The sequence below is a fragment of the Escherichia sp. MOD1-EC6300 genome (genome assembly GCF_002965045.1).
GTDB lineage: Bacteria > Pseudomonadota > Gammaproteobacteria > Enterobacterales > Enterobacteriaceae > Escherichia > Escherichia coli_F.
Map to the genome: position 1 here is coordinate 167,226 of NZ_PTRH01000009.1, position 20,217 is coordinate 187,442.

13 protein-coding genes are annotated in these 20,217 nt (G+C 52.4%); 3 read left to right on the forward strand and 10 right to left on the reverse strand.

Annotation, left to right across the window (positions count from 1 at the left end):
• Positions 1 to 5: 5 nt before the first annotated feature.
• Together BGE37_RS15345 and BGE37_RS15350 are read right to left on the reverse strand one after the other, a co-directional pair.
• On the reverse strand, positions 6 to 989 hold the full coding sequence (locus BGE37_RS15345) for a substrate-binding domain-containing protein (protein WP_001124916.1): 984 nt from the start codon (positions 987 to 989) through the stop codon (positions 6 to 8).
• A 96-nt stretch (positions 990 to 1,085) separates the two neighbouring features.
• Positions 1,086 to 4,367 carry a DUF5107 domain-containing protein gene (locus BGE37_RS15350; protein ID WP_105288182.1) on the reverse strand — a complete coding sequence of 1,094 codons (3,282 nt, stop codon included), beginning with the start codon at positions 4,365 to 4,367 and terminating at the stop codon, positions 1,086 to 1,088.
• A gap of 117 nt (positions 4,368 to 4,484) precedes the next feature.
• Here BGE37_RS15350 and BGE37_RS15355 point away from each other — a divergent pair, with 117 nt between their 5' ends.
• Complete coding sequence (locus BGE37_RS15355) at positions 4,485 to 5,678, forward strand: ROK family protein (protein WP_105288183.1); 1,194 nt, start codon at positions 4,485 to 4,487, stop codon at positions 5,676 to 5,678.
• Between the two features lie 197 nt (positions 5,679 to 5,875).
• Here the strand turns inward: BGE37_RS15355 and glyA are convergent, their stop codons facing one another.
• Positions 5,876 to 7,129, reverse strand: coding sequence for a serine hydroxymethyltransferase (gene glyA / locus BGE37_RS15360; RefSeq protein WP_000919159.1), 1,254 nt, complete (start codon positions 7,127 to 7,129; stop codon positions 5,876 to 5,878).
• 327 nt (positions 7,130 to 7,456) lie between these two features.
• On the opposite strand from glyA, the gene hmpA reads away from it, so the two are divergent.
• The gene (gene hmpA, locus BGE37_RS15365; protein ID WP_000883135.1) at positions 7,457 to 8,647 is read left to right on the forward strand and encodes an NO-inducible flavohemoprotein; all 1,191 of its coding nucleotides are present in this window, start codon (positions 7,457 to 7,459) and stop codon (positions 8,645 to 8,647) included.
• 43 nt (positions 8,648 to 8,690) lie between these two features.
• Here hmpA and glnB read toward each other — a convergent pair whose 3' ends face one another.
• The 5 genes from glnB to purL all read right to left on the reverse strand — a co-directional run bounded on the left by glnB (position 8,691) and on the right by purL (position 17,183).
• Positions 8,691 to 9,029 carry a nitrogen regulatory protein P-II gene (gene glnB, locus BGE37_RS15370; RefSeq protein WP_000717691.1) on the reverse strand — a complete coding sequence of 113 codons (339 nt, stop codon included), beginning with the start codon at positions 9,027 to 9,029 and terminating at the stop codon, positions 8,691 to 8,693.
• A gap of 60 nt (positions 9,030 to 9,089) precedes the next feature.
• The gene (glrR, locus tag BGE37_RS15375; RefSeq protein WP_001353028.1) at positions 9,090 to 10,424 is read right to left on the reverse strand and encodes a two-component system response regulator GlrR; all 1,335 of its coding nucleotides are present in this window, start codon (positions 10,422 to 10,424) and stop codon (positions 9,090 to 9,092) included.
• A complete protein-coding gene (gene qseG, locus BGE37_RS15380) occupies positions 10,414 to 11,127 on the reverse strand; it encodes a two-component system QseEF-associated lipoprotein QseG (protein ID WP_032184906.1) in 714 nt (237 codons plus the stop codon). The genes glrR and qseG overlap by 11 nt, the downstream gene beginning before the upstream one ends.
• A 164-nt stretch (positions 11,128 to 11,291) precedes the next feature.
• Positions 11,292 to 12,719 carry a two component system sensor histidine kinase QseE/GlrK gene (gene qseE, locus BGE37_RS15385; protein ID WP_105288184.1) on the reverse strand — a complete coding sequence of 476 codons (1,428 nt, stop codon included), beginning with the start codon at positions 12,717 to 12,719 and terminating at the stop codon, positions 11,292 to 11,294.
• Positions 12,720 to 13,295: 576 nt separating this feature from the next.
• A complete protein-coding gene (purL, locus tag BGE37_RS15390; RefSeq protein WP_032184908.1) occupies positions 13,296 to 17,183 on the reverse strand; it encodes a phosphoribosylformylglycinamidine synthase in 3,888 nt (1,295 codons plus the stop codon).
• Positions 17,184 to 17,440: 257 nt separating this feature from the next.
• Between purL and mltF the strand changes: the two genes are divergently transcribed.
• A complete protein-coding gene (gene mltF, locus BGE37_RS15400; RefSeq protein WP_000734229.1) occupies positions 17,441 to 18,997 on the forward strand; it encodes a membrane-bound lytic murein transglycosylase MltF in 1,557 nt (518 codons plus the stop codon).
• Here the strand turns inward: mltF and tadA are convergent.
• Both tadA and yfhb read right to left on the reverse strand, forming a co-directional pair.
• Positions 18,994 to 19,497, reverse strand: coding sequence for a tRNA adenosine(34) deaminase TadA (gene tadA, locus BGE37_RS15405; RefSeq protein WP_001301544.1), 504 nt, complete (start codon positions 19,495 to 19,497; stop codon positions 18,994 to 18,996). The genes mltF and tadA overlap by 4 nt on opposite strands.
• 57 nt (positions 19,498 to 19,554) lie before the next feature.
• Positions 19,555 to 20,190, reverse strand: a complete 636-nt coding sequence (gene yfhb / locus BGE37_RS15410; RefSeq protein ID WP_032184909.1) for a phosphatidylglycerophosphatase C — start codon at positions 20,188 to 20,190, stop codon at positions 19,555 to 19,557.
• Positions 20,191 to 20,217 lie beyond the last annotated feature (27 nt).

The following is a 20,217-nucleotide window of genomic DNA, read 5'->3' on the forward strand; positions in this document are numbered from 1 at the left end:
AGCGATTAGGGCAGACCATCAACGTGCGTTGCCAGCCACTGTTTACCGTCTTCCGTTTTGGTATAGAGATCGATTGGTACCTGAATCACTTTTTCACCGTCGGCTTGTTTATTGATAACCTTCAATGTTTGCGCGAAAACAGCATTGCCCATTTTCTTACCGGAAATATCCACTACCGCTTTCAGCACCTGGTTATTTTCCAGTTCCTGAGCAATTTCAGTGGTCATATCTGAACCGAAAACGGCAATTTTTCCAGCCTGATTTTGATTACGTACCGCTTTTACCGCGCCGAGTGTCGCTCCACCCGATTCCCCCATAATGGCGTTGAGATCTGGCGTGGAGATAATCAGTTTTTCACCAACAGAAATCGCTTTATCTAAAACAGTCCCTTCCTGATTAGCGACAATTTTCGCGCCGGGAACGCGGGCTTTTAATACTTCTTCAAACCCTTTACGTCGTTGCACACAAACTTCAAAGGCTTCGCAATTGATGACAGCAATTTTCGGCTGGTCAATTTTGTTGGCAATAAAATAATCTGCGGCAGCGTTACCCAGTTTTTTACCAAATTCCAGCGGATCGCCAACCAGATATGCCGAGACATATTTATCGACACCCTTTTGATTAATACAGGTGTTGTAGCAAATCACCGGAATACCCGCCTCACTGGCGCGGCGAACGGTGCGGCTACTGCCATTTTCGGACACTGCCGACAAAATAATGGCATCGACATTACGCGCCACGAGGGTATCAACAAAGGTACTTTCTTTCGAAATATCGCCCTGGGCGTTAGTTTCAATTAACTGTACCTGTACTGAAGAATCTTTTGCCGCATCCTGAACGCCCTGGCGCACTCCGGCGTAATATCCCTGGGTATCAAGGTATATTGCACCAATGGTCATTTCTTTTTCCGCAGCGTTGGCAAATAGTGTGCTACCTAATAGCGTAGCCATTAATAATAGATTACGGGTTGTTCTCATTTTTTTAGGCATAGTGCCTCCTGTAGGGTTTTTATTTACAACGGCTTATTTTAATTATTTGAGCGTGAGCGGCAGCGCGTGCCGCTCAAATATTACAGTTAATAGTGTTTAGTGAACGTAGCTAAAAATAAAAGGCATCACGGTGGTGAATAATGCCGCTTTCGGCCAGGCTGGATTAATCGCCGTCAATTCAGCGCGAGCAGATTCGTATTGCGCAATCTCGCCTAATCCCGCAGCCGCCAGCATCGCCACCATCAGACATTTTTCTTTATGTTGCTGTTGTAAATCGCCATACAGCGATAACAAGTCAGGTTGCGAGACGGCAAAGAAATCCGCTTCGATACTGGTTTTTGCCATCTCTTGTGCCCACTGTTTCATTTCACTAAACAGTTGCTGTGCGGTTTGTTGTTCGCCCAGTAATCGCAGCGCCATCCCTTGCCAGAAGAGATAATCAACCGGCTGATCGTTGTAATAACTGTGGATGTTAATGGTGCGATCGCCGGTCGCCGCCAGACGTAAACAACGCGTCGCTTCAGTTTCATCGCCCTGCGCCTTGGCGCATATCGCCTGCCAGAACCAGATGTCGTTGTCAGTTTGCCCCGGTAAACGGCCTTCGCTTAAATTCTCCGGATAATGCAACGCGGCATGAAGCAGTTCGCTGGCCTGCTGCGGCTCTCTGGCATCAAGATGCTGCCAGGCGCGTAATAACTGGTTGAGGATAAACTGGCTGGTGACCTTCCCTTCCCCACCTTCCCACGGGTGGAATTTGCGCTTGGCGAGAATGTCCGCCGCTTTGTCTGCCTGACCAGTGAGATGCCACAAATTGAGCAGTTCTGCGGTCATGTCGTCGCGTTTCAGAGCAATTTCCAGATTATTTTCCAGACGAGCCAGTCGTTTCTCCGGTGCGGCTCCGGTTAGCTTATCCAGCAAATCCCGTTCAAAAAGCAGACGAGCATCCTGCGGCGCAAGCTGATAAGCACTATCAAGATAACGCGCGGCCAGTTCATAATCATGCTGCTTATTCCATGCATGGATTGCCAGCCCACGCCAGCCGTCGGCAAACTCCGGCGACATCTCAACGCAACGTTGCCATAAGGCAATTGCTTTGCCGTAGCTGCGCTTGTTGTAGTAGAAACAGGCCAGTAAATGCCGGGCAAACCAGCACTCTTCGATACTCTCCAGCGCCGCCACTTCTTCCAGCGTATTAGGGAAACGGACAAACTGCGGGAAGACATCAATAGCTTTTGCGACCAGTTCTCCGCGTTCAGCTTTTGGCAGCAAACTGGCTTGCAGGTAAAGCGGTAGCGTGCGCTGACAGTCCAGTGCGTTCAGCATCTCTGCCGCCAGAGCGGGCATGCCCCAGTTAATCAGTTGCCCGGCGGTCATCAGGGCGTTAACGTCGCGTCCCTGACACAGACCTCGCCACTGTACGAGGGCAGATTCGCTACAACCATCGAACCAGTTCAGCCACCAAAAGGTGGCGTTCAGCGGATAATCGCGCAGCAACTTCTCTCGCTGTAAACGCGCGTTGTCCTGACGACCACTTAACACCAGCAGCAGGTTATGCAGGCAAAGCACTTCCTGATTGGTTGGGCAGGCGCGAAGACTTTGTTGGCAAAAATCCAGACCCGCGTCGAAGTGACCATTACGCGCCGCCAGCCGTGCCAGACCATAATAGCCACCGGCTTTACTGTTTCCGCTCCAGACCGCACGCCAGAAATCCTCTTCGGCTTGTTGATATTGCCCCTGACGTTCGTAAGCACTGGCGCGAATCAAACTCGCCTGTCCGCACTGCGGGTTTTTGTTCAGCACATGTGCGCGTTTCAGCGCCTGAGTGGCATACGACACCGCTTGTGGGTAATCGGCGCGGTTATATTCCAGCATTGCCAACGCCAGGTTACAGCGATAATCCAGCTGATCCAGCGCCACACCGCGCAGGTAGTAATCGAACGGTGAACGGCTGGCATGATGATATTGCTCCAGATGCTGACCGATAAACCAGGCTTCATCTGTACTAGTAATGTCTTGTGCTGCCAGTGGCGCTTTGGCGACGTCCGGCAACGGCAACTCTTGTGGCTGATGTTCCTGATAACTCAGTACGATATTGCCGTCAGTATCGGAGAGTTCAATGGTTAGTCTGTCAGGATTGATACCATGCAACACGCCCTGAATGGCGTTCGCTGGTGTCAGAGCCACGGCATCGTCGAGTAACGCGTTGCATCTGCCGATTTCGCGGATCGCCAGCCGGTATCCGTTCAACGGGGAGATGGCATACAGCCCCCACTCAATCCCCCGCTCACTACGCTGGAGTTTAATCACCGCATCGCGGGAGGCGTTTTGCACCATGCCCAGAGAATGATAAGGCAGGAAATACTGCTCGAAACGCTTCTCTTCGTAAGCATCAAGCCAGGTAAAATCGGGCTGGTTATCGGCAAAAATACCCGTCATCAGTTCGATATACGGGCCGTTATTGTCGGTCAGGCTCTTATCCCACGCCTGGCCGAATTCACTGTGTCCCCAGCTCCACTGTTTTTTACCTGGCGCGATGTGGTGGTTGGCAACGTGTAGCAAACCGCCATCTTCATCGTGACACCATGCGCCAACAAAATCGTACTGCGATTTTTCGGCCATATACGAAGTCGGCACTGGCACATTTTTATAGCGAGAAATATCCACTCCGGCGGAGTAGTCCACTTTGTAGTAAGTGCCGGTAGCGATAGGGAAAGCTGAAACAGCCCGTTTGCCGTGATCAAACACCGCCGTTACATCCGGCGGGAAAACGCTCTGATGCCCTTCGCCACCTTTCACTGCCGGGTTGGCCCACCACAAGAAATGACGCGGCGTGGCATTGCCGTTATAGACGCGGCTGGCAATCTCCAGCGCCGCCCGGTCAGGGCGTAGTGTGAAACCGGTCATCACCTGTAAACCGTGCATCGGCTCCGTTTCGCCAACCCACACAGTTTGTGCGCCGTCTTCATGGGCTTCGATGGTGAAATCAACGGGCATAAAGGTAGTCGGGCGATGGTGTTGTGGCCAGTTAAACTCAATCCCGCCCGAAATCCACGGCCCCAATAGCCCTACCAGCGCCGGTTTAATCACCTCATTGTGATAGACAAAATCGCGCTGTTTCACTTTATCCCAAGCGCGATGCACCCGACCGCCCAACTCCGGCAGGATCATCACTTTGATATAGTCGTTTGCCAGCCACACCGCTTGCCAGGATTTCAGGACTTTCTGCTCGCTCAGCGTATCGGTCACGCCGTAGGGATAAACCGCACCGGACGATCCCTGATAAACGCGATTTTCCAGGAACATAGGGTGTATATCCTGCGGACCTGTTTCATAAGTCGGGATCTCAACGCGCTCTTGCCACACTTTTACTGGAGTCATGGTGCCCTCAATATTAACAAGACATACTGAATTAAAAGATTTGTGGCAGTGTATTGAACAATCTGGCAATGTTTTCGCGGAATAATCACGCAATTAACTAAACAAGGTTTAGTGAATATGAGAGCCTGCATTAACAATCAACAGATCCGCCACCATAACAAATGCGTGATTCTGGAACTGCTGTACCGGCAAAAGCGCGCCAATAAATCAACGCTGGCCCGGCTGGCGCAAATTTCAATTCCGGCAGTCAGTAATATTTTGCAGGAACTGGAAAGCGAAAAGCGGGTGGTGAATATCGACGATGAAAGCCAGACGCGCGGGCACAGTAGCGGTACATGGCTGATCGCGCCGGAAGGTGACTGGACGCTGTGCCTGAACGTAACGCCCACCAGCATTGAGTGTCAGGTCGCTAATGCCTGTTTAAGTCCGAAAGGCGAATTTGAGTATTTTCAGATTGATGCACCGACACCGCAGGCTCTGTTGTCCGAAATCGAAAAATGCTGGCATCGCCATCGTAAACTGTGGTCAGACCGTACCATCAACCTGGCGCTGGCTATCCACGGTCAGGTTGATCCAGTGACTGGCGTGTCGCAAACCATGCCGCAAGCGCCGTGGACAACACCGGTTGAGGTGAAGTATCTGCTGGAAGAGAAGCTGGGCATTCGGGTGATGGTCGATAATGACTGCGTGATGCTGGCGCTGGCGGAGAAATGGCAAAATAATTCGCAAGGACGGGATTTCTGCGTGATCAACGTTGATTACGGTATTGGCTCGTCGTTCGTGATTAACGAGCAAATTTATCGCGGCAGTTTGTATGGTAGCGGACAGATTGGTCACACCATCGTTAATCCGGATGGCGTCGCCTGCGACTGTGGACGTTATGGCTGCCTGGAAACCGTCGCCTCGTTAAGCGCATTAAAAAAACAGGCGCGGGTATGGCTAAAATCACAACCGGTTAATACTCAGCTTGATCCTGAAAAACTGACTACCGCGCAGTTAATCGCTGCCTGGCAGAGTGGAGAACCGTGGATCACCAGCTGGGTTGACCGCAGTGCCAACGCCATTGGTTTGAGTCTGTATAACTTCCTCAATATCCTCAATATTAATCAGATTTGGCTGTATGGTCGCAGCTGCGCCTTTGGTGAGAACTGGCTTAATTCCATTATTCGCCAGACAGGATTTAACCCGTTCGACCGTGACGAAGGACCGAGCGTGAAAGCGACGCAAATTGGCTTTGGGCAATTAAGCCGCGCACAGCAGGTGCTGGGGATTGGCTATTTGTATGTTGAGGCGCAGTTACGACAGATTTGATGACGCGATAACGTAACAAGGCTTCCCTAAGGAAGCCTTGATGATCACAAACGAAAAATTACCTGATGCGCTACGCTTATCAGGTCTACACGGAGATTGCAATATCTTGAATTTGCAATAATTTGTAGGCCGGATAAGGCGTTCACGCCGCATTCGGCATGAACAACGAGCACATTGTCAGCAAATCACCGTTTCGCTTATGCGTAAACCGGATAACGTGCGCAGATGTCGAGAACTTTACCTTTGATGCGCTCGATAACGGCTTCATCATTGATGCTGTCCAGCACGTCACACATCCAGCCAGCCAGTTCTTTCGCTTCGGCTTCTTTAAAGCCACGACGTGTAATCGCCGGAGTACCCACGCGAATACCGGAGGTTACAAACGGGCTCTTCGGATCGTTCGGTACGCTGTTTTTGTTGACGGTGATGTTAGCACGGCCCAGAGCGGCGTCAGCTTCTTTACCGGTCAGGTTTTTATCAACCAGATCAACCAGGAACAGGTGGTTATCAGTACCGCCGGAAACCACTTTGTAACCGCGCTCCAGGAATACTTCTACCATCGCTTTAGCGTTTTTCGCGACCTGCTGTTGGTAAGTTTTGAACTCAGGCTCCATCGCTTCTTTCAGAGCAACCGCTTTACCAGCGATTACGTGCATCAACGGGCCGCCCTGACCACCAGGGAAAACGGCAGAGTTCAGTTTTTTGTACAGTTCTTCGCTACCGCCTTTCGCCAGGATCAGGCCGCCGCGCGGACCCGCCAGGGTTTTGTGAGTGGTGGTAGTCACTACGTGAGCATGAGGAACCGGGTTCGGGTAGACGCCAGCAGCGACCAGTCCCGCAACGTGCGCCATATCAACGAACAGGTAAGCACCGATGCTGTCAGCGATTTCACGCATTTTCGCCCAGTCAACCACGCCGGAATATGCAGAGAAGCCACCGATGATCATTTTCGGCTTGTGTTCTTTGGCTTGTTTTTCCAGATCGGCGTAGTCGATATGACCGGTAGCATCGATACCGTAAGGAACGATGTTGTACAGTTTACCGGAGAAGTTAACCGGAGAACCGTGAGTCAGGTGACCGCCATGCGCCAGGTTCATACCCAGAACGGTGTCGCCGGGTTCCAGCAGCGCGGTGTAGACCGCAAAGTTCGCCTGGGAGCCGGAGTGCGGCTGGACGTTAGCGTAGTCAGCGCCGAACAGTTCTTTCGCGCGATCGATCGCCAGTTGTTCAACGATATCAACATACTCGCAACCGCCGTAGTAGCGTTTGCCCGGATAACCTTCAGCATATTTGTTGGTCAGCTGAGAACCCTGCGCCTGCATTACGCGCGGGCTAGTGTAGTTTTCGGAGGCGATCAGTTCGATGTGCTCTTCCTGACGTACTTTTTCCTGCTCCATAGCCTGCCACAGTTCGGCATCATAATCGGCAATGTTCATTTCACGCTTTAACATCCGCATCTCCTGACTCAGCTAACAATAAAATTTTCGGCCTTTATAGGCGGTCCTGTTGGACAACGGCGAACAGTATAACCGAATCATTGTGCGATAACAGGTCTTGACAAAGGAATTTACGCAAACGATTACCTTCAGTCTGCGCAAGGCTTTGGAGAATAAAGAGCTTGCAACCGTAAACGGATTTCTTTTCAGGTTTGTGATGCAAATTTTTCACTTCATCACATTCTTCATGAAAAACACCAAAGAACCATTTACATTGCAGGGCTATTTTTTATAAGATGCATTTGAGATACATCAATTAAGATGCAAAAAAAGGAAGACCATATGCTTGACGCTCAAACCATCGCTACAGTAAAAGCCACCATCCCTTTACTGGTGGAAACAGGGCCAAAGTTAACCGCCCATTTCTACGACCGTATGTTTACTCATAACCCAGAACTCAAAGAAATTTTTAACATGAGTAACCAGCGTAATGGCGATCAACGTGAAGCCCTGTTTAACGCTATTGCCGCCTACGCCAGCAATATTGAAAACCTGCCTGCGCTGTTACCAGCGGTAGAAAAAATCGCTCAGAAACACACCAGCTTCCAGATCAAACCGGAACAATACAATATCGTCGGTGAACACCTGTTGGCGACGCTGGACGAAATGTTCAGCCCGGGCCAGGAAGTACTGGACGCGTGGGGTAAAGCCTATGGCGTACTGGCTAATGTATTTATTAATCGCGAGGCGGAAATCTATAACGAAAACGCCAGCAAAGCCGGTGGCTGGGAAGGTACTCGCGATTTCCGCATTGTAGCTAAAACACCGCGCAGCACGCTTATCACCAGTTTCGAACTTGAGCCGGTGGACGGCGGCGCAGTGGCGGAATACCGTCCAGGGCAATATCTCGGCGTCTGGCTGAAACCGGAAGGTTTCCCACATCAGGAAATTCGTCAGTACTCTTTGACGCGCAAACCGGATGGCAAAGGCTATCGTATTGCAGTGAAACGCGAAGAGGGTGGGCAGGTATCAAACTGGTTACACAATCACGCCAACGTTGGCGATGTCGTGAAACTGGTCGCTCCGGCAGGTGATTTCTTTATGGCTATCGCAGATGACACGCCGGTGACGTTAATCTCTGCCGGTGTCGGTCAAACACCAATGCTGGCAATGCTCGACACGCTGGCAAAAGCAGGTCATAGCGCTCAGGTAAACTGGTTCCATGCGGCAGAAAATGGCGATGTTCATGCCTTTGCCGATGAAGTTAAGGAACTGGGGCAAGCACTGCCACGCTTTACCGCGCACACCTGGTATCGTCAGCCGAGCGAAGCCGATCGCGCTAAAGGTCAGTTTGATAGTGAAGGTCTGATGGATTTGAGCAAACTGGAAGGTGCGTTCAGCGATCCGACAATGCAGTTCTATCTCTGCGGCCCGGTTGGCTTCATGCAGTTTGCCGCGAAACAGTTAGTGGACCTGGGTGTGAAACAGGAAAACATTCATTACGAATGCTTTGGCCCGCATAAAGTGCTGTGATTTGAGGTTGCCGGATGGAGACATCCGGCAACCCTGACGCGGTTTAAATTGCCGCGTCGTCCTCTTCGCCAGTACGGATACGAATGACCCGTGCCACGTCAAAGACGAAAATTTTACCGTCACCGATTTTGCCGGTTTGCGCCGTGCGAATAATCGTATCTACGCAGATATCGACAATGTCGTCCGGCACGACAATCTCAATTTTCACTTTCGGCAGAAAATCCACCATATACTCCGCGCCGCGATACAGCTCGGTATGGCCTTTCTGGCGGCCAAAACCTTTCACCTCGGTGACCGTCATGCCGGTAATGCCGACTTCAGCCAGTGCTTCGCGGACATCGTCCAGCTTGAAGGGTTTAATAATCGCATCAATCTTTTTCATGCTATTCCTTGAAAAGGTCGCCTGTCTTTTGATCTGCTAAACGTAACACATAACGCCAATTCATTCCTTGAAATCGTTTGCATCCAGCTCGTGTCGGGAAAGCAGTTTATAAAATTCTGTCCGGTTGCGCCCCGCCATTCTCGCCGCGTGGGTGACATTACCTTTGGTGATTTGCAGCAGCTTACGCAAGTAGTTGAGTTCAAACTGATTACGCGCCTCAACAAAGGTTGGCAGAGCCGTATTTTCGCCCTCCAGCGCCTGCTCGACTAACGCATCACTAATCACCGGAGATGATGTTAGCGCCACGCACTGTTCAATCACGTTGACCAACTGGCGCACGTTGCCCGGCCAGCTCGCGGTCATCAGGCGTTTCATTGCATCGGTGGAGAATGCGCGGACAAACGGTTTATGTCGCTCTGCCGCCTGGCGCAATAAGTGGTTTGCCAGTAGCGGAATGTCTTCTGTGCGCTCCGCCAATGCCGGAATTTTCAGACTGACAACGTTGAGGCGATAGTAGAGATCTTCACGGAATTCCCCGCGCGCCATCGCCTTTGGCAGGTCACGGTGAGTGGCGGAAATAATCCGCACGTCGATATCAATATCGCGGTTGCTGCCCAGCGGGCGCACTTTGCGCTCCTGCAACACGCGTAGCAGTTTGACCTGCAACGGTGCGGGCATGTCGCCAATCTCATCGAGAAACAGCGTACCGCCTTCCGCCGCCTGGAATAAACCTTCGCGATTGCTGACAGCGCCAGTAAACGCACCGCGCGCATGACCAAACAGCTCGGACTCCAGTAATTGCTCGGGCAATGCGCCACAGTTAATAGCAATAAACGGCTTGCTGTTGCGCGGGCTGGCGTTGTGGATCGCCTGGGCAAAAATCTCTTTCCCGGTACCGCTCTGACCGTTAATCAAAACGCTAACATCTGACTGCGCCACCAGCCTCGCCTGTTCCAGCAAACGCAGCATCAGCGGGCTGCGGGTGACAATCGCCTCGCGCCAGCGTTCGTCGGTGGTTGGCGCGGATTGTTCCAGCGCATCATCAATTGCCTGATACAGCGCGTCTTTATCGACGGGCTTGGTGAGGAAACTGAACACGCCCTGCTGTGTCGCGGCAACCGCATCGGGAATGGAGCCATGCGCGGTGAGGATGATTACTGGCATACCTGGCTGCACTTTCTGGATTTCAGCAAACAGTTGCATACCATCCATTTCATCCATCCGCAGGTCGCTGATGACTAAATCTACTTTTTCACGATTCAGTATCCGCAATCCTTCAGCTCCACTTTCCGCCGTAACCACGCTATAACCTTCGCTGGTCAGACGCAGACCAAGCAGTTTCAGCAATCCTGGATCGTCATCGACCAGTAATAAATGCGCAGGTTTATGGCTCATCAGGAGTGACCTCATGGGTAGATGGCGCGGGCTTTTCACTCTCGTGCGGCGTATCCGGCGAGAAATTGCCAGCCGGTTTGCGAGTCGAGAGCTGGCGTTCAATATCGGTCAGGTTTTCCAGCTTGCGGGTAGTGAGTTCCAGTTGCTGCTGTAGAACGTGATGTTGCTGGCGTAAAGTATCCAGTTCGCTGTCGCTGGACTGCTGGAGTTTGCTGTAGCGTTGGCGCTCTTCCGCCAGTTGCAGTTGCAGCGCCTGACCTTCGCGCCAGAGTTGATACAGTGGGCGAACCTGTGCCGGGATCTCGGTACTTAACGCATCAATGCGCGCGACCAGCTGGCGGCGCTCATAAGGCGTAATTTTGGCGTCAGCGAGCAAAATCCCTTGTTTGAAGATATTTTGCCAGCTGCCGTCGTCATATTGGCGGGCTTGCTGACGCGACTGCGCAGGCATTAAACGTTCAGCACAATCCATCGCCCGCAGCCAGTAAAGCGGATTGGTTTCGGTTGACTTACCTTGCAGTGCCCAGATGTCGCTGCATTCAGTAGAAAGATAGTCAGCCAGTTGATAAACCGGAATTTTTTCTTCTGCTGGCGCATCAATAGCTGGCTTATTGTGACTCTGCACGCAACCCAGCAATGCCAGACATGGCAGCCCTGCCAGCCATAGCCGTCGGGGCAATAATCGTTGAAAAATGTGTCGCATATTCACCAGACTTAAAACCTATCCCAGTGGGCGTAATTGTTGCAGGCAGTTTGGACATGGACAGCGCGGAGAAACCGGAGCGTACACGTAGTACGTAAGGATTTCGAGCACTGCACGAGGCCAAACTGGCAAATAAAATAGCCTGATGGGATAGGCTCTTAACATTATTTCGTGTTTTTCGACGACGGTAATTCAATGCGGAAGCAAACCTCTTGCCCGCTCTCGTCGACCAGATACAGTTCCCCCTGCATACGGCGAATACAATCCCTGGCAATGCTTAATCCCAGACCGCTGCCCTTCACCGCCCCTTTTCGCTGGTGGCTTCCCTGAAAAAAGGGTTCGAAGATCATGGCGCGTTCCTCTTGCGGAATGGGTGTGCCTGTATTGATGACATCAATATAAACCCGCGCGCCATGTAAACTGCTGCGAAGGCAAATGTTACCGGATTCAGCCCCGTAGTGCACCGCATTGGAGTAAAGATTATCCAGTACGCTCATCAGCAGCATTGGCTCCGCCAGGCAAGCAGTTGCTTTGAGATCGACGTCGGTATGCATCATTTTAGCCCGTGCGGGCAGGCTATGAGCAGAAACCACCATTTCCACCAGCGGTGCCAACTCTACACTCTCCAGTTCCACCGCGCCGTCCGCCTGTTTACGGTTGTAATCAAGCAGTTGTTCGATCAGTTTTTGCAAATTGCGGCTGCTGCTATCAAGGATGCTCACCACCTCTTTTTGCTCGGGCGTAAGCGGCCCGACAACCTGGTCAGCCAGTAATTCAGTGCCCTCGCGCATACTCGCCAGCGGGGTTTTTAATTCATGAGATAAATGTCTTAAGAATTGATGGCGCTGGGATTCCAGCCATGACAGGCGCTCACTTAACCAAAGAATACGTTGCCCAACCGAGCGTAACTCACTCGGGCCACTGAACGAAACGCTATTGCCCAGAGAACGCCCTTCCCCCAGACGGTTGATCATCCGTTCAATATTTTTTACCGGGCCGATAATCATCCGCGTGAAGAGCAGTACCATCACCAGACTTACCAGAAATAACACCAGCGATTGCCAACCAAAATATTGCCCACGTTCGGCGATTTCACGCTGAAGCTGCTGCCCACGAGAGAACACCACTGTGCGCGTGGCCTGTACCATTTCGGTATTGGCGCTGGCAAAGGCTTCCAGACGCGCGGCGGCGGCAGCATCGGGACCGCTGTTGTTACACTGAAGTTGAGCCAGATTGTTCAAGTCCTGACGCAATGCCTGGTAAAGTTTATCGTCCGGCAGTACGCCTGCGTGGGCATCGAGCATTTCGCTATAACGCTTGCGCTGGCTTTGATAAACCTTCGCCAGGGTTGGGTCATCCAGCACGCAATACTGACGGTAGCTACGCTCCATCTCCAGCGCCGCGTTGGTCATCGCTTCACTGCGCCGGGCATCAATAAGCGTAGTACGGTTAACCAGCGCCGCCTGATCGCTAAGCGCATTCAGGCTTTGCCAGGCTTGCCATGCCAGCGCCAACAGGGGTAGCAGAATCAGCAAAAATGCCAGCATTACCAGTTGTCGTAATGAGCGGGGAAAAACGGGCCAGCGTTTCAAGGTGTTACTCTCGTCAGACGCGAATAGCCTGATGCTAACCGAGGGGAAGTTCAGATACAACAAAGCCGGGAATGACCCGGCTTTGTTATGGAATAAGGCGGTGCCTAACTCGACGTTTCGCCCGAGGGTTGATATAGCTAAGCTGATATCAGAAGTTGGACGGCAGGCACCTTGTTGTGCGTCATTCGAATTTTATGTAGCACGTCCCGAAGGGGCTGACATAAGTCGGTGAATGAGCCACTGATGACTATTATGCAGTAACTGTGCCAATAAATAAAATAGTTTGGTAACGTACTGATTATACGTTGTTTTGATGGATTTATGACTTCTTCGCTATTTGGCTGTAAATCAGCCATTGTGTCGCTAAAAAGAGACACCTTAAGATAAATTTATTAGATCCAAATAAAATCAATCAATTAAATGTCGCCAAAAAGCGACACGGTAAACCACCCATTGTCGTGATTTACAGACACAAAAAAAGCTCCCGGAGCTGGGAGCTTATGATAGTGGTCGGCGTTTAATGCCGGATGCGGCGTGAATGCCACATCCGGGCAGCAAAACCAATAGTTTTACGACTTACCCCAACTGCTTACGCGCATTGCGGAAAATACGCATCCATGGGCCATCCTCGCCCCAGTTTTCCGGATACCAGGAGTTACTGACAGTACGGAAAACACGTTCCGGGTGCGGCATCATAATGGTGACTCGACCACTTTCAGTCGTGACCGCCGTAATACCATTCGGAGAACCGTTCGGGTTAGCCGGGTAGGTTTCGGTGACTTTACCAAAGTTATCGACATAGCGCAGTGCCACCAGCCCTTTGCTTTCCAGTGCCGCCAGATGCGCCGCATCGCGCACTTCCACGCGCCCTTCGCCGTGAGAGACAGCAATCGGCATCTGCGAACCCACCATCCCTTGCAACAGCAGAGACGGGCTTTGGGTCACTTCTACCAGGCTGAAACGCGCTTCAAAGCGATCGGAGGTGTTACGCACGAAACGTGGCCACAACTCGCTACCTGGGATCAGTTCGCGTAGGTTAGACATCATCTGGCAACCGTTACATACCCCCAGCGCCAGCGTTTGCGGACGGTGGAAGAAGGTTGCAAACTCATCGTGTACACGGTCATTGAACAGGATAGACTTCGCCCAACCTTCACCAGCCCCCAGCACGTCACCGTAGGAGAATCCGCCGCACGCTACCAGAGCGTGGAAATCCTCCAGGCCCGTGCGTCCAGCCAGCAGGTCGCTCATATGCACATCGATTGCATCGAAGCCTGCACGGTGGAAAGCTGCCGCCATTTCAACATGCGAGTTCACCCCCTGCTCACGCAGCACGGCAACTTTCGGACGCGCACCGGTGGCAATATACGGTGCTGCCACATCTTCGTTGATATCAAACGACAGTTTCACATTCAGGCCCGGATCGGCGTCGTTAGATTTCGCCTGATGTTCCTGATCGGCACACTCCGGATTGTCACGCAGGCGCTGCATCTGCCAGGTAGTTTCTGCCCACCAGACACGCAACGTGGTGCGGCTTTCGCTGAATACAGTCTGCCCGTTGGCGGTAATTACAAAACGGTCACCGGAAACCGCCTGCCCAACATAATGGACGCAATCAGCAAGCCCATGCTGTGCCAGTACCGCTTCAACTGCTTCACGGTCAGCGGCTCGAACCTGAATCACCGCACCCAGTTCTTCGTTAAACAACGCCGCCAGGCGATCGTCACCCAGAGTGGCGATATCCGCTTCAATACCGCAATGACCGGCAAACGCCATTTCCGCCAGCGTCACCAGCAGGCCACCGTCAGAGCGGTCGTGGTACGCGAGCAGCTTACGCTGTGCAACCAGTGCCTGAATCGCGTCATAGAAACCTTTCAGTTGCGCGAAGTCGCGCACATCAGCAGGCTTGTCGCCAAGCTGACGATAAACCTGCGCCAGCGCCGTTGCGCCCAGCGCGTTATTGCCTTTGCCTAAATCAATCAGCAGCAGTGCGTTATCTTCGGTAGAAAGCTGCGGCGTGATGGTGTGACGTACATCTTCCACGCGGGCAAATGCAGAAATCACCAGCGAAAGCGGCGAGGTCATTTCGCGCTCTTCGCTACCTTCCTGCCAGCGGGTTTTCATCGACATGGAGTCTTTACCCACCGGAATCGTCAGGCCCAGCGCCGGACAAAGCTCTTCGCCCACCGCTTTAACGGCTTCATACAGGCCTGCATCTTCACCAGGGTGGCCTGCCGCCGCCATCCAGTTGGCGGAAAGTTTAATGCGTTTGATATCGCCAATCTGCGTTGCGGCAATATTGGTTAACGCTTCACCGACCGCCAGACGGGCAGAGGCGGCGAAATCCAGCAGTGCAACCGGCGCACGTTCGCCAATTGCCATCGCTTCGCCGTAGTAGCTGTCGAGGCTGGCGGTAGTGACCGCGCAGTTAGCGACCGGCACCTGCCACGGCCCCACCATCTGATCGCGCGCCACCATACCGGTTACGCTGCGGTCGCCAATGGTCACCAGGAAGGTTTTTTCCGCCACAGTCGGCAGATGCAGCACACGTTTCACCGCGTCTGCAATGGTGATCCCTTCACGGGCCAGCGCGTCGCCTTTCGCTTTCAGCGTTTGCACATCGCGGGTCATCTTCGGCGTTTTACCAAGCAGGACGTCCAGCGGCAGATCGATCGGCTGATTATCAAAATGACGATCGTGCAGAGAAAGATGCAGTTCTTCGGTCGCTTCACCAATCACCGCGTAGGGCGCGCGTTCACGCTTACACAGTTCGTCAAACAGCGGTAACTGATCGGCAGCAACCGCCAGCACGTAGCGTTCCTGGGATTCGTTACACCAGATTTCCAGCGGGCTCATGCCCGGTTCGTCGCTCAGAATATCGCGCAGTTCGAATTTACCGCCGCGTCCGCCGTCGCTCACCAGCTCCGGCATGGCATTAGAAAGACCGCCTGCGCCGACGTCGTGGATAAACAGAATTGGGTTAGCATCACCAAGCTGCCAGCAACGGTCGATCACTTCCTGACAGCGACGCTCCATCTCCGGGTTATCGCGCTGTACGGAAGCAAAGTCGAGGTCGGCATCAGACTGACCAGACGCCATGGAAGACGCCGCGCCGCCGCCAAGACCGATGTTCATTGCCGGGCCGCCGAGAACGACCAGTTTCGCACCGACGTTGATCTCACCTTTTTGTACGTGATCGGCGCGAATGTTGCCGATCCCACCCGCCAGCATGATCGGTTTGTGATACCCGCGCAGCTCTTCGCCGTTGTGGCTGTTCACTTTTTCTTCATAGGTACGGAAGTAGCCGTTCAGTGCCGGACGACCAAATTCGTTGTTAAATGCCGCGCCGCCCAGCGGACCTTCTGTCATGATGTCCAGCGCGGTGACAATGCGCTCAGGCTTACCGAAATCTTCTTCCCACGGTTGTTCAAAGCCAGGAATACGCAGGTTGGATACGGAGAAACCGACCAGGCCAGCTTTCGGCTTCGCGCCGCGGCCGGTGGCACCTTCATCGCGGATTTCACCGCCGGAACCGGTAGCTGCGCCCGGCCACGGAGAAATCGCCGTTGGGTGGTTGTGGGTTTCGACTTTCATCAGAATGTGCGCCGGTTCCTGATGGAAATCGTAGCGGCCCGTTTCGTGGTCAGCAAAGTAGCGGCCCACTTCAGAACCTTCCATTACGGCGGCGTTATCTTTATAAGCAGAAAGAACGTGATCCGGCGTGGTTTCGAAGGTGTTTTTGATCATCTTGAACAGCGATTTCGGCTGTTGTTCTCCGTCGATAATCCAGTCGGCGTTAAAAATTTTGTGGCGGCAGTGCTCAGAATTCGCCTGGGCGAACATATACAGCTCGATGTCGTTCGGGTTACGACCCAGCTTTGTGAACGCATCCTGCAGATAGTCAATTTCATCTTCCGCCAGTGCCAGGCCAAGACGCAGGTTAGCGTCGATTAGCGCCTGACGGCCCTGCCCCAGCAAATCAACGCTGGTGACCGGAGTCGGTTGATGGTGTGCAAACAGCTGCTCTGCATCATCTAAAGCAGAAAAGACTGTTTCCATCATGCGGTCGTGCAGTTCAGCGGTCACCTGCTGCCATTGTTGATGGGTCAGCGTACCGGCTTCTATATAGTAAGCAACGCCGCGCTCAAGGCGGTTTACCTGTTGCAGCCCGCAGTTATGGGCGATATCGGTCGCTTTCGAAGACCAGGGAGAGATGGTACCAGGACGCGGAGTCACCAGCAGGAGTTTGCCTTGCGGGGCGTGGCTGGCGAGTGCCGGGCCATATTTCAGCAGGCGTTCAAGTTGTGCGTGCTCATCATCGTTTAACGGCGCATTGAGGTCAGCAAAATGGACATACTCGGCGTAAATATTGTGAACCGGGAGCCTGGCAGCCTGAAAACGTGCCAGCAGTTTGTTGATTCGGAATGCCGACAATGCAGGCGAACCACGCAGAATTTCCATCATAAGTCTCTCGTCTTCTAAGCTTTCGGTGTACCCAAGGGGGGGAAACGGGCGTCATTATAAAGAATCTGATGCGCTGACGAAACCGTTTGCGTGGAAATAAAATCACCATCGTGAATTAGCAACGCGTGCCGCCAATGGCTGTAATAAGTTGCCAACTGGCGCTGGTTTACGCAAAATGCCGCTCATTTATGAGTAAACCTTTCACTATTATTACGTTTTTTCAAGCTAGGATGCGCACGACACAGAGAATTAACTAATTGAAAAAATTAAAGATTAATTATCTGTTCATCGGCATTCTGGCACTGCTGCTCGCGGTCGCTCTCTGGCCATCCATTCCCTGGTTTGGTAAAGCCGACAACCGTATCGCCGCCATTCAAGCGCGGGGAGAGTTGCGTGTGAGCACTATTCATACCCCACTGACTTATAACGAAATCAACGGGAAACCTTTTGGCCTGGATTACGAACTGGCGAAACAGTTTGCCGAGTACCTCGGCGTAAAACTGAAAGTGACCGTGCGGCAGAATATCAGCCAGCTGTTTGACGACCTCGATAACGGCAACGCCGATCTGCTGGCTGCAGGACTGGTTTATAACAGTGAGCGGGTAAAAAATTATCAGCCTGGCCCTACCTACTATTCCGTGTCACAACAACTGGTTTATAAAGTGGGTCAGTATCGCCCGCGTACGCTGGGCAATCTGACAGCGGAGCAACTTACCATCGCACCAGGCCATGTGGTGGTTAACGATCTCCAGACCCTGAAAGAAACAAAATTCCCGGAATTAAGCTGGAAGGTAGACGACAAAAAAGGCTCAGCAGAATTAATGGAAGATGTCATCGAAGGAAAACTCGATTACACCATTGCTGATTCTGTCGCCATCAGCCTGTTTCAGCGCGTTCACCCGGAACTCGCTGTAGCGCTTGATATCACCGACGAACAGCCGGTGACCTGGTTTAGCCGATTAGATGGCGATAATACCCTTTCTGCCGCTCTGCTCGACTTCTTCAACGAAATGAATGAAGACGGTACGCTGGCACGCATTGAAGAGAAATACCTGGGGCATGGCGATGATTTTGATTACGTCGATACGCGCACGTTTTTACGCGCCGTCGATACCGTACTGCCGCAGTTGAAACCGCTGTTTGAGAAGTACGCCGAAGAAATTGACTGGCGTTTGCTGGCCGCTATTGCTTATCAGGAATCGCACTGGGATGCACAGGCCACTTCCCCGACGGGTGTGCGTGGCATGATGATGTTAACCAAAAATACCGCGCAAAGCCTCGGCATTACGGATCGTACCGATGCCGAACAGAGCATCAGCGGCGGTGTGCGTTATTTGCAGGATATGATGAGTAAAGTGCCGGAAAGTGTGCCGGAGAACGAACGGATCTGGTTTGCCCTCGCCGCGTACAATATGGGCTATGCGCATATGCTGGATGCCCGCGCCCTGACGGCAAAAACTAAAGGTAATCCTGACAGTTGGGCTGACGTGAAACAGCGCCTGCCTTTACTTAGCCAGAAACCCTATTACAGCAAGCTGACTTACGGCTACGCACGTGGGCATGAAGCCTACGCTTATGTCGAAAATATTCGTAAGTATCAGATTAGCCTGGTGGGGTATCTGCAAGAGAAAGAGAAGCAGGCTACAGAAGCGGCGATACAACTGGCGCAGGATTATCCGGCAGTATCGCCAACGGAGCTGGGCAAAGAGAAATTTCCTTTTCTCTCGTTTCTTTCCCAGTCGTCATCAAACTATTTGACCCACTCTCCCTCTCTGCTGTTTTCCAGGAAAGGGAGTGAAGAGAAACAAAATTAATCCGTCGAGGATTGCGCTTTTTTCTGCGCTTTAATTTCCTGTCGGCGCATGCGAAAGAAGTCACTGAGCAACGCCGCGCACTCATCCGCCAGTATTCCTTCTGTAATTTCCACTCGGTGATTCATACCCGGATGGTGCAGCACATCCATTAAAGATCCCGCAGCGCCCGTTTTCGCATCACGCGCACCAAAGACCACGCGACCAATTCGACTGTGGATCATTGCTCCGGCACACATCACACATGGCTCAAGCGTGACATACAACGTGGCGTCGATCAGACGATAATTTTGCATCACCAGACCGCCCTGCCGCAGGGCCATGATTTCTGCATGTGCGGTGGGATCATGTCGACCAATCGGACGGTTCCAGCCTTCGCCGATTACCCGATTGTTATGCACTAATACCGCGCCGACCGGTACTTCCCGCTCATCCCAGGCACGCTTCGCCAGCGTCATTGCATGACGCATCCAGTATTCGTGGCTAAATTCGACTTCAGACAAAAAGAAAACTCCGGTTATAAAAGCGCGGCGCATTATACACGTACGCTATGCTTTACTCTATTCCAGTTGCTGGAGTTCACCACGCGGGGTTACCCGCCAGCGATGCTGGCAGAAATAAAGCAGCGGGTTGTCCTGATTACTGTCGCTATAGCCACTGTACAGCCGCAGCGGCGTGCCAATTTTGCGCTCCAGTTGTGCGACCTTTTCATGTCCCAGACAACGCATCGTCAATATCCAACCGCCATAACCCCGCTGGATCTTACTGGCAATAAGATTAACCCGCGGCAACCAGGGCGTATCATAATAAACCGCTTCAACCAGCGGCTGCGGAGAGCCTGTGATCAACCAAATATCCGCATCGGAACTTAACAGGTAGGTAGTCAAACGCTCCTGGACAAGCGGAAAAGCTGTAACATTGTCGCGAAACCAGTGCACAAAATCGGCCTGCAACGCCTGTAAACGCGCTTCACTGTGACCAAAAGTGCATCCCCAAAGAAGCAGACTCATCGGCCAGCGTGCTGCACGACCTTTTATCAATAACGCGATGGCAATGACCGGCAACAACGGCAGGACAAGTAATGCATTCAGCGGTTGGCGACGCAGTAAATAACGCATAAAACTGCCGAACATATCCTGCTGATGCAATGTTCCATCTAAGTCAAAAAACACCACACGACGCTCGTGAGTTGCCAAACCATACTCCTCTGGACTGAAACATCC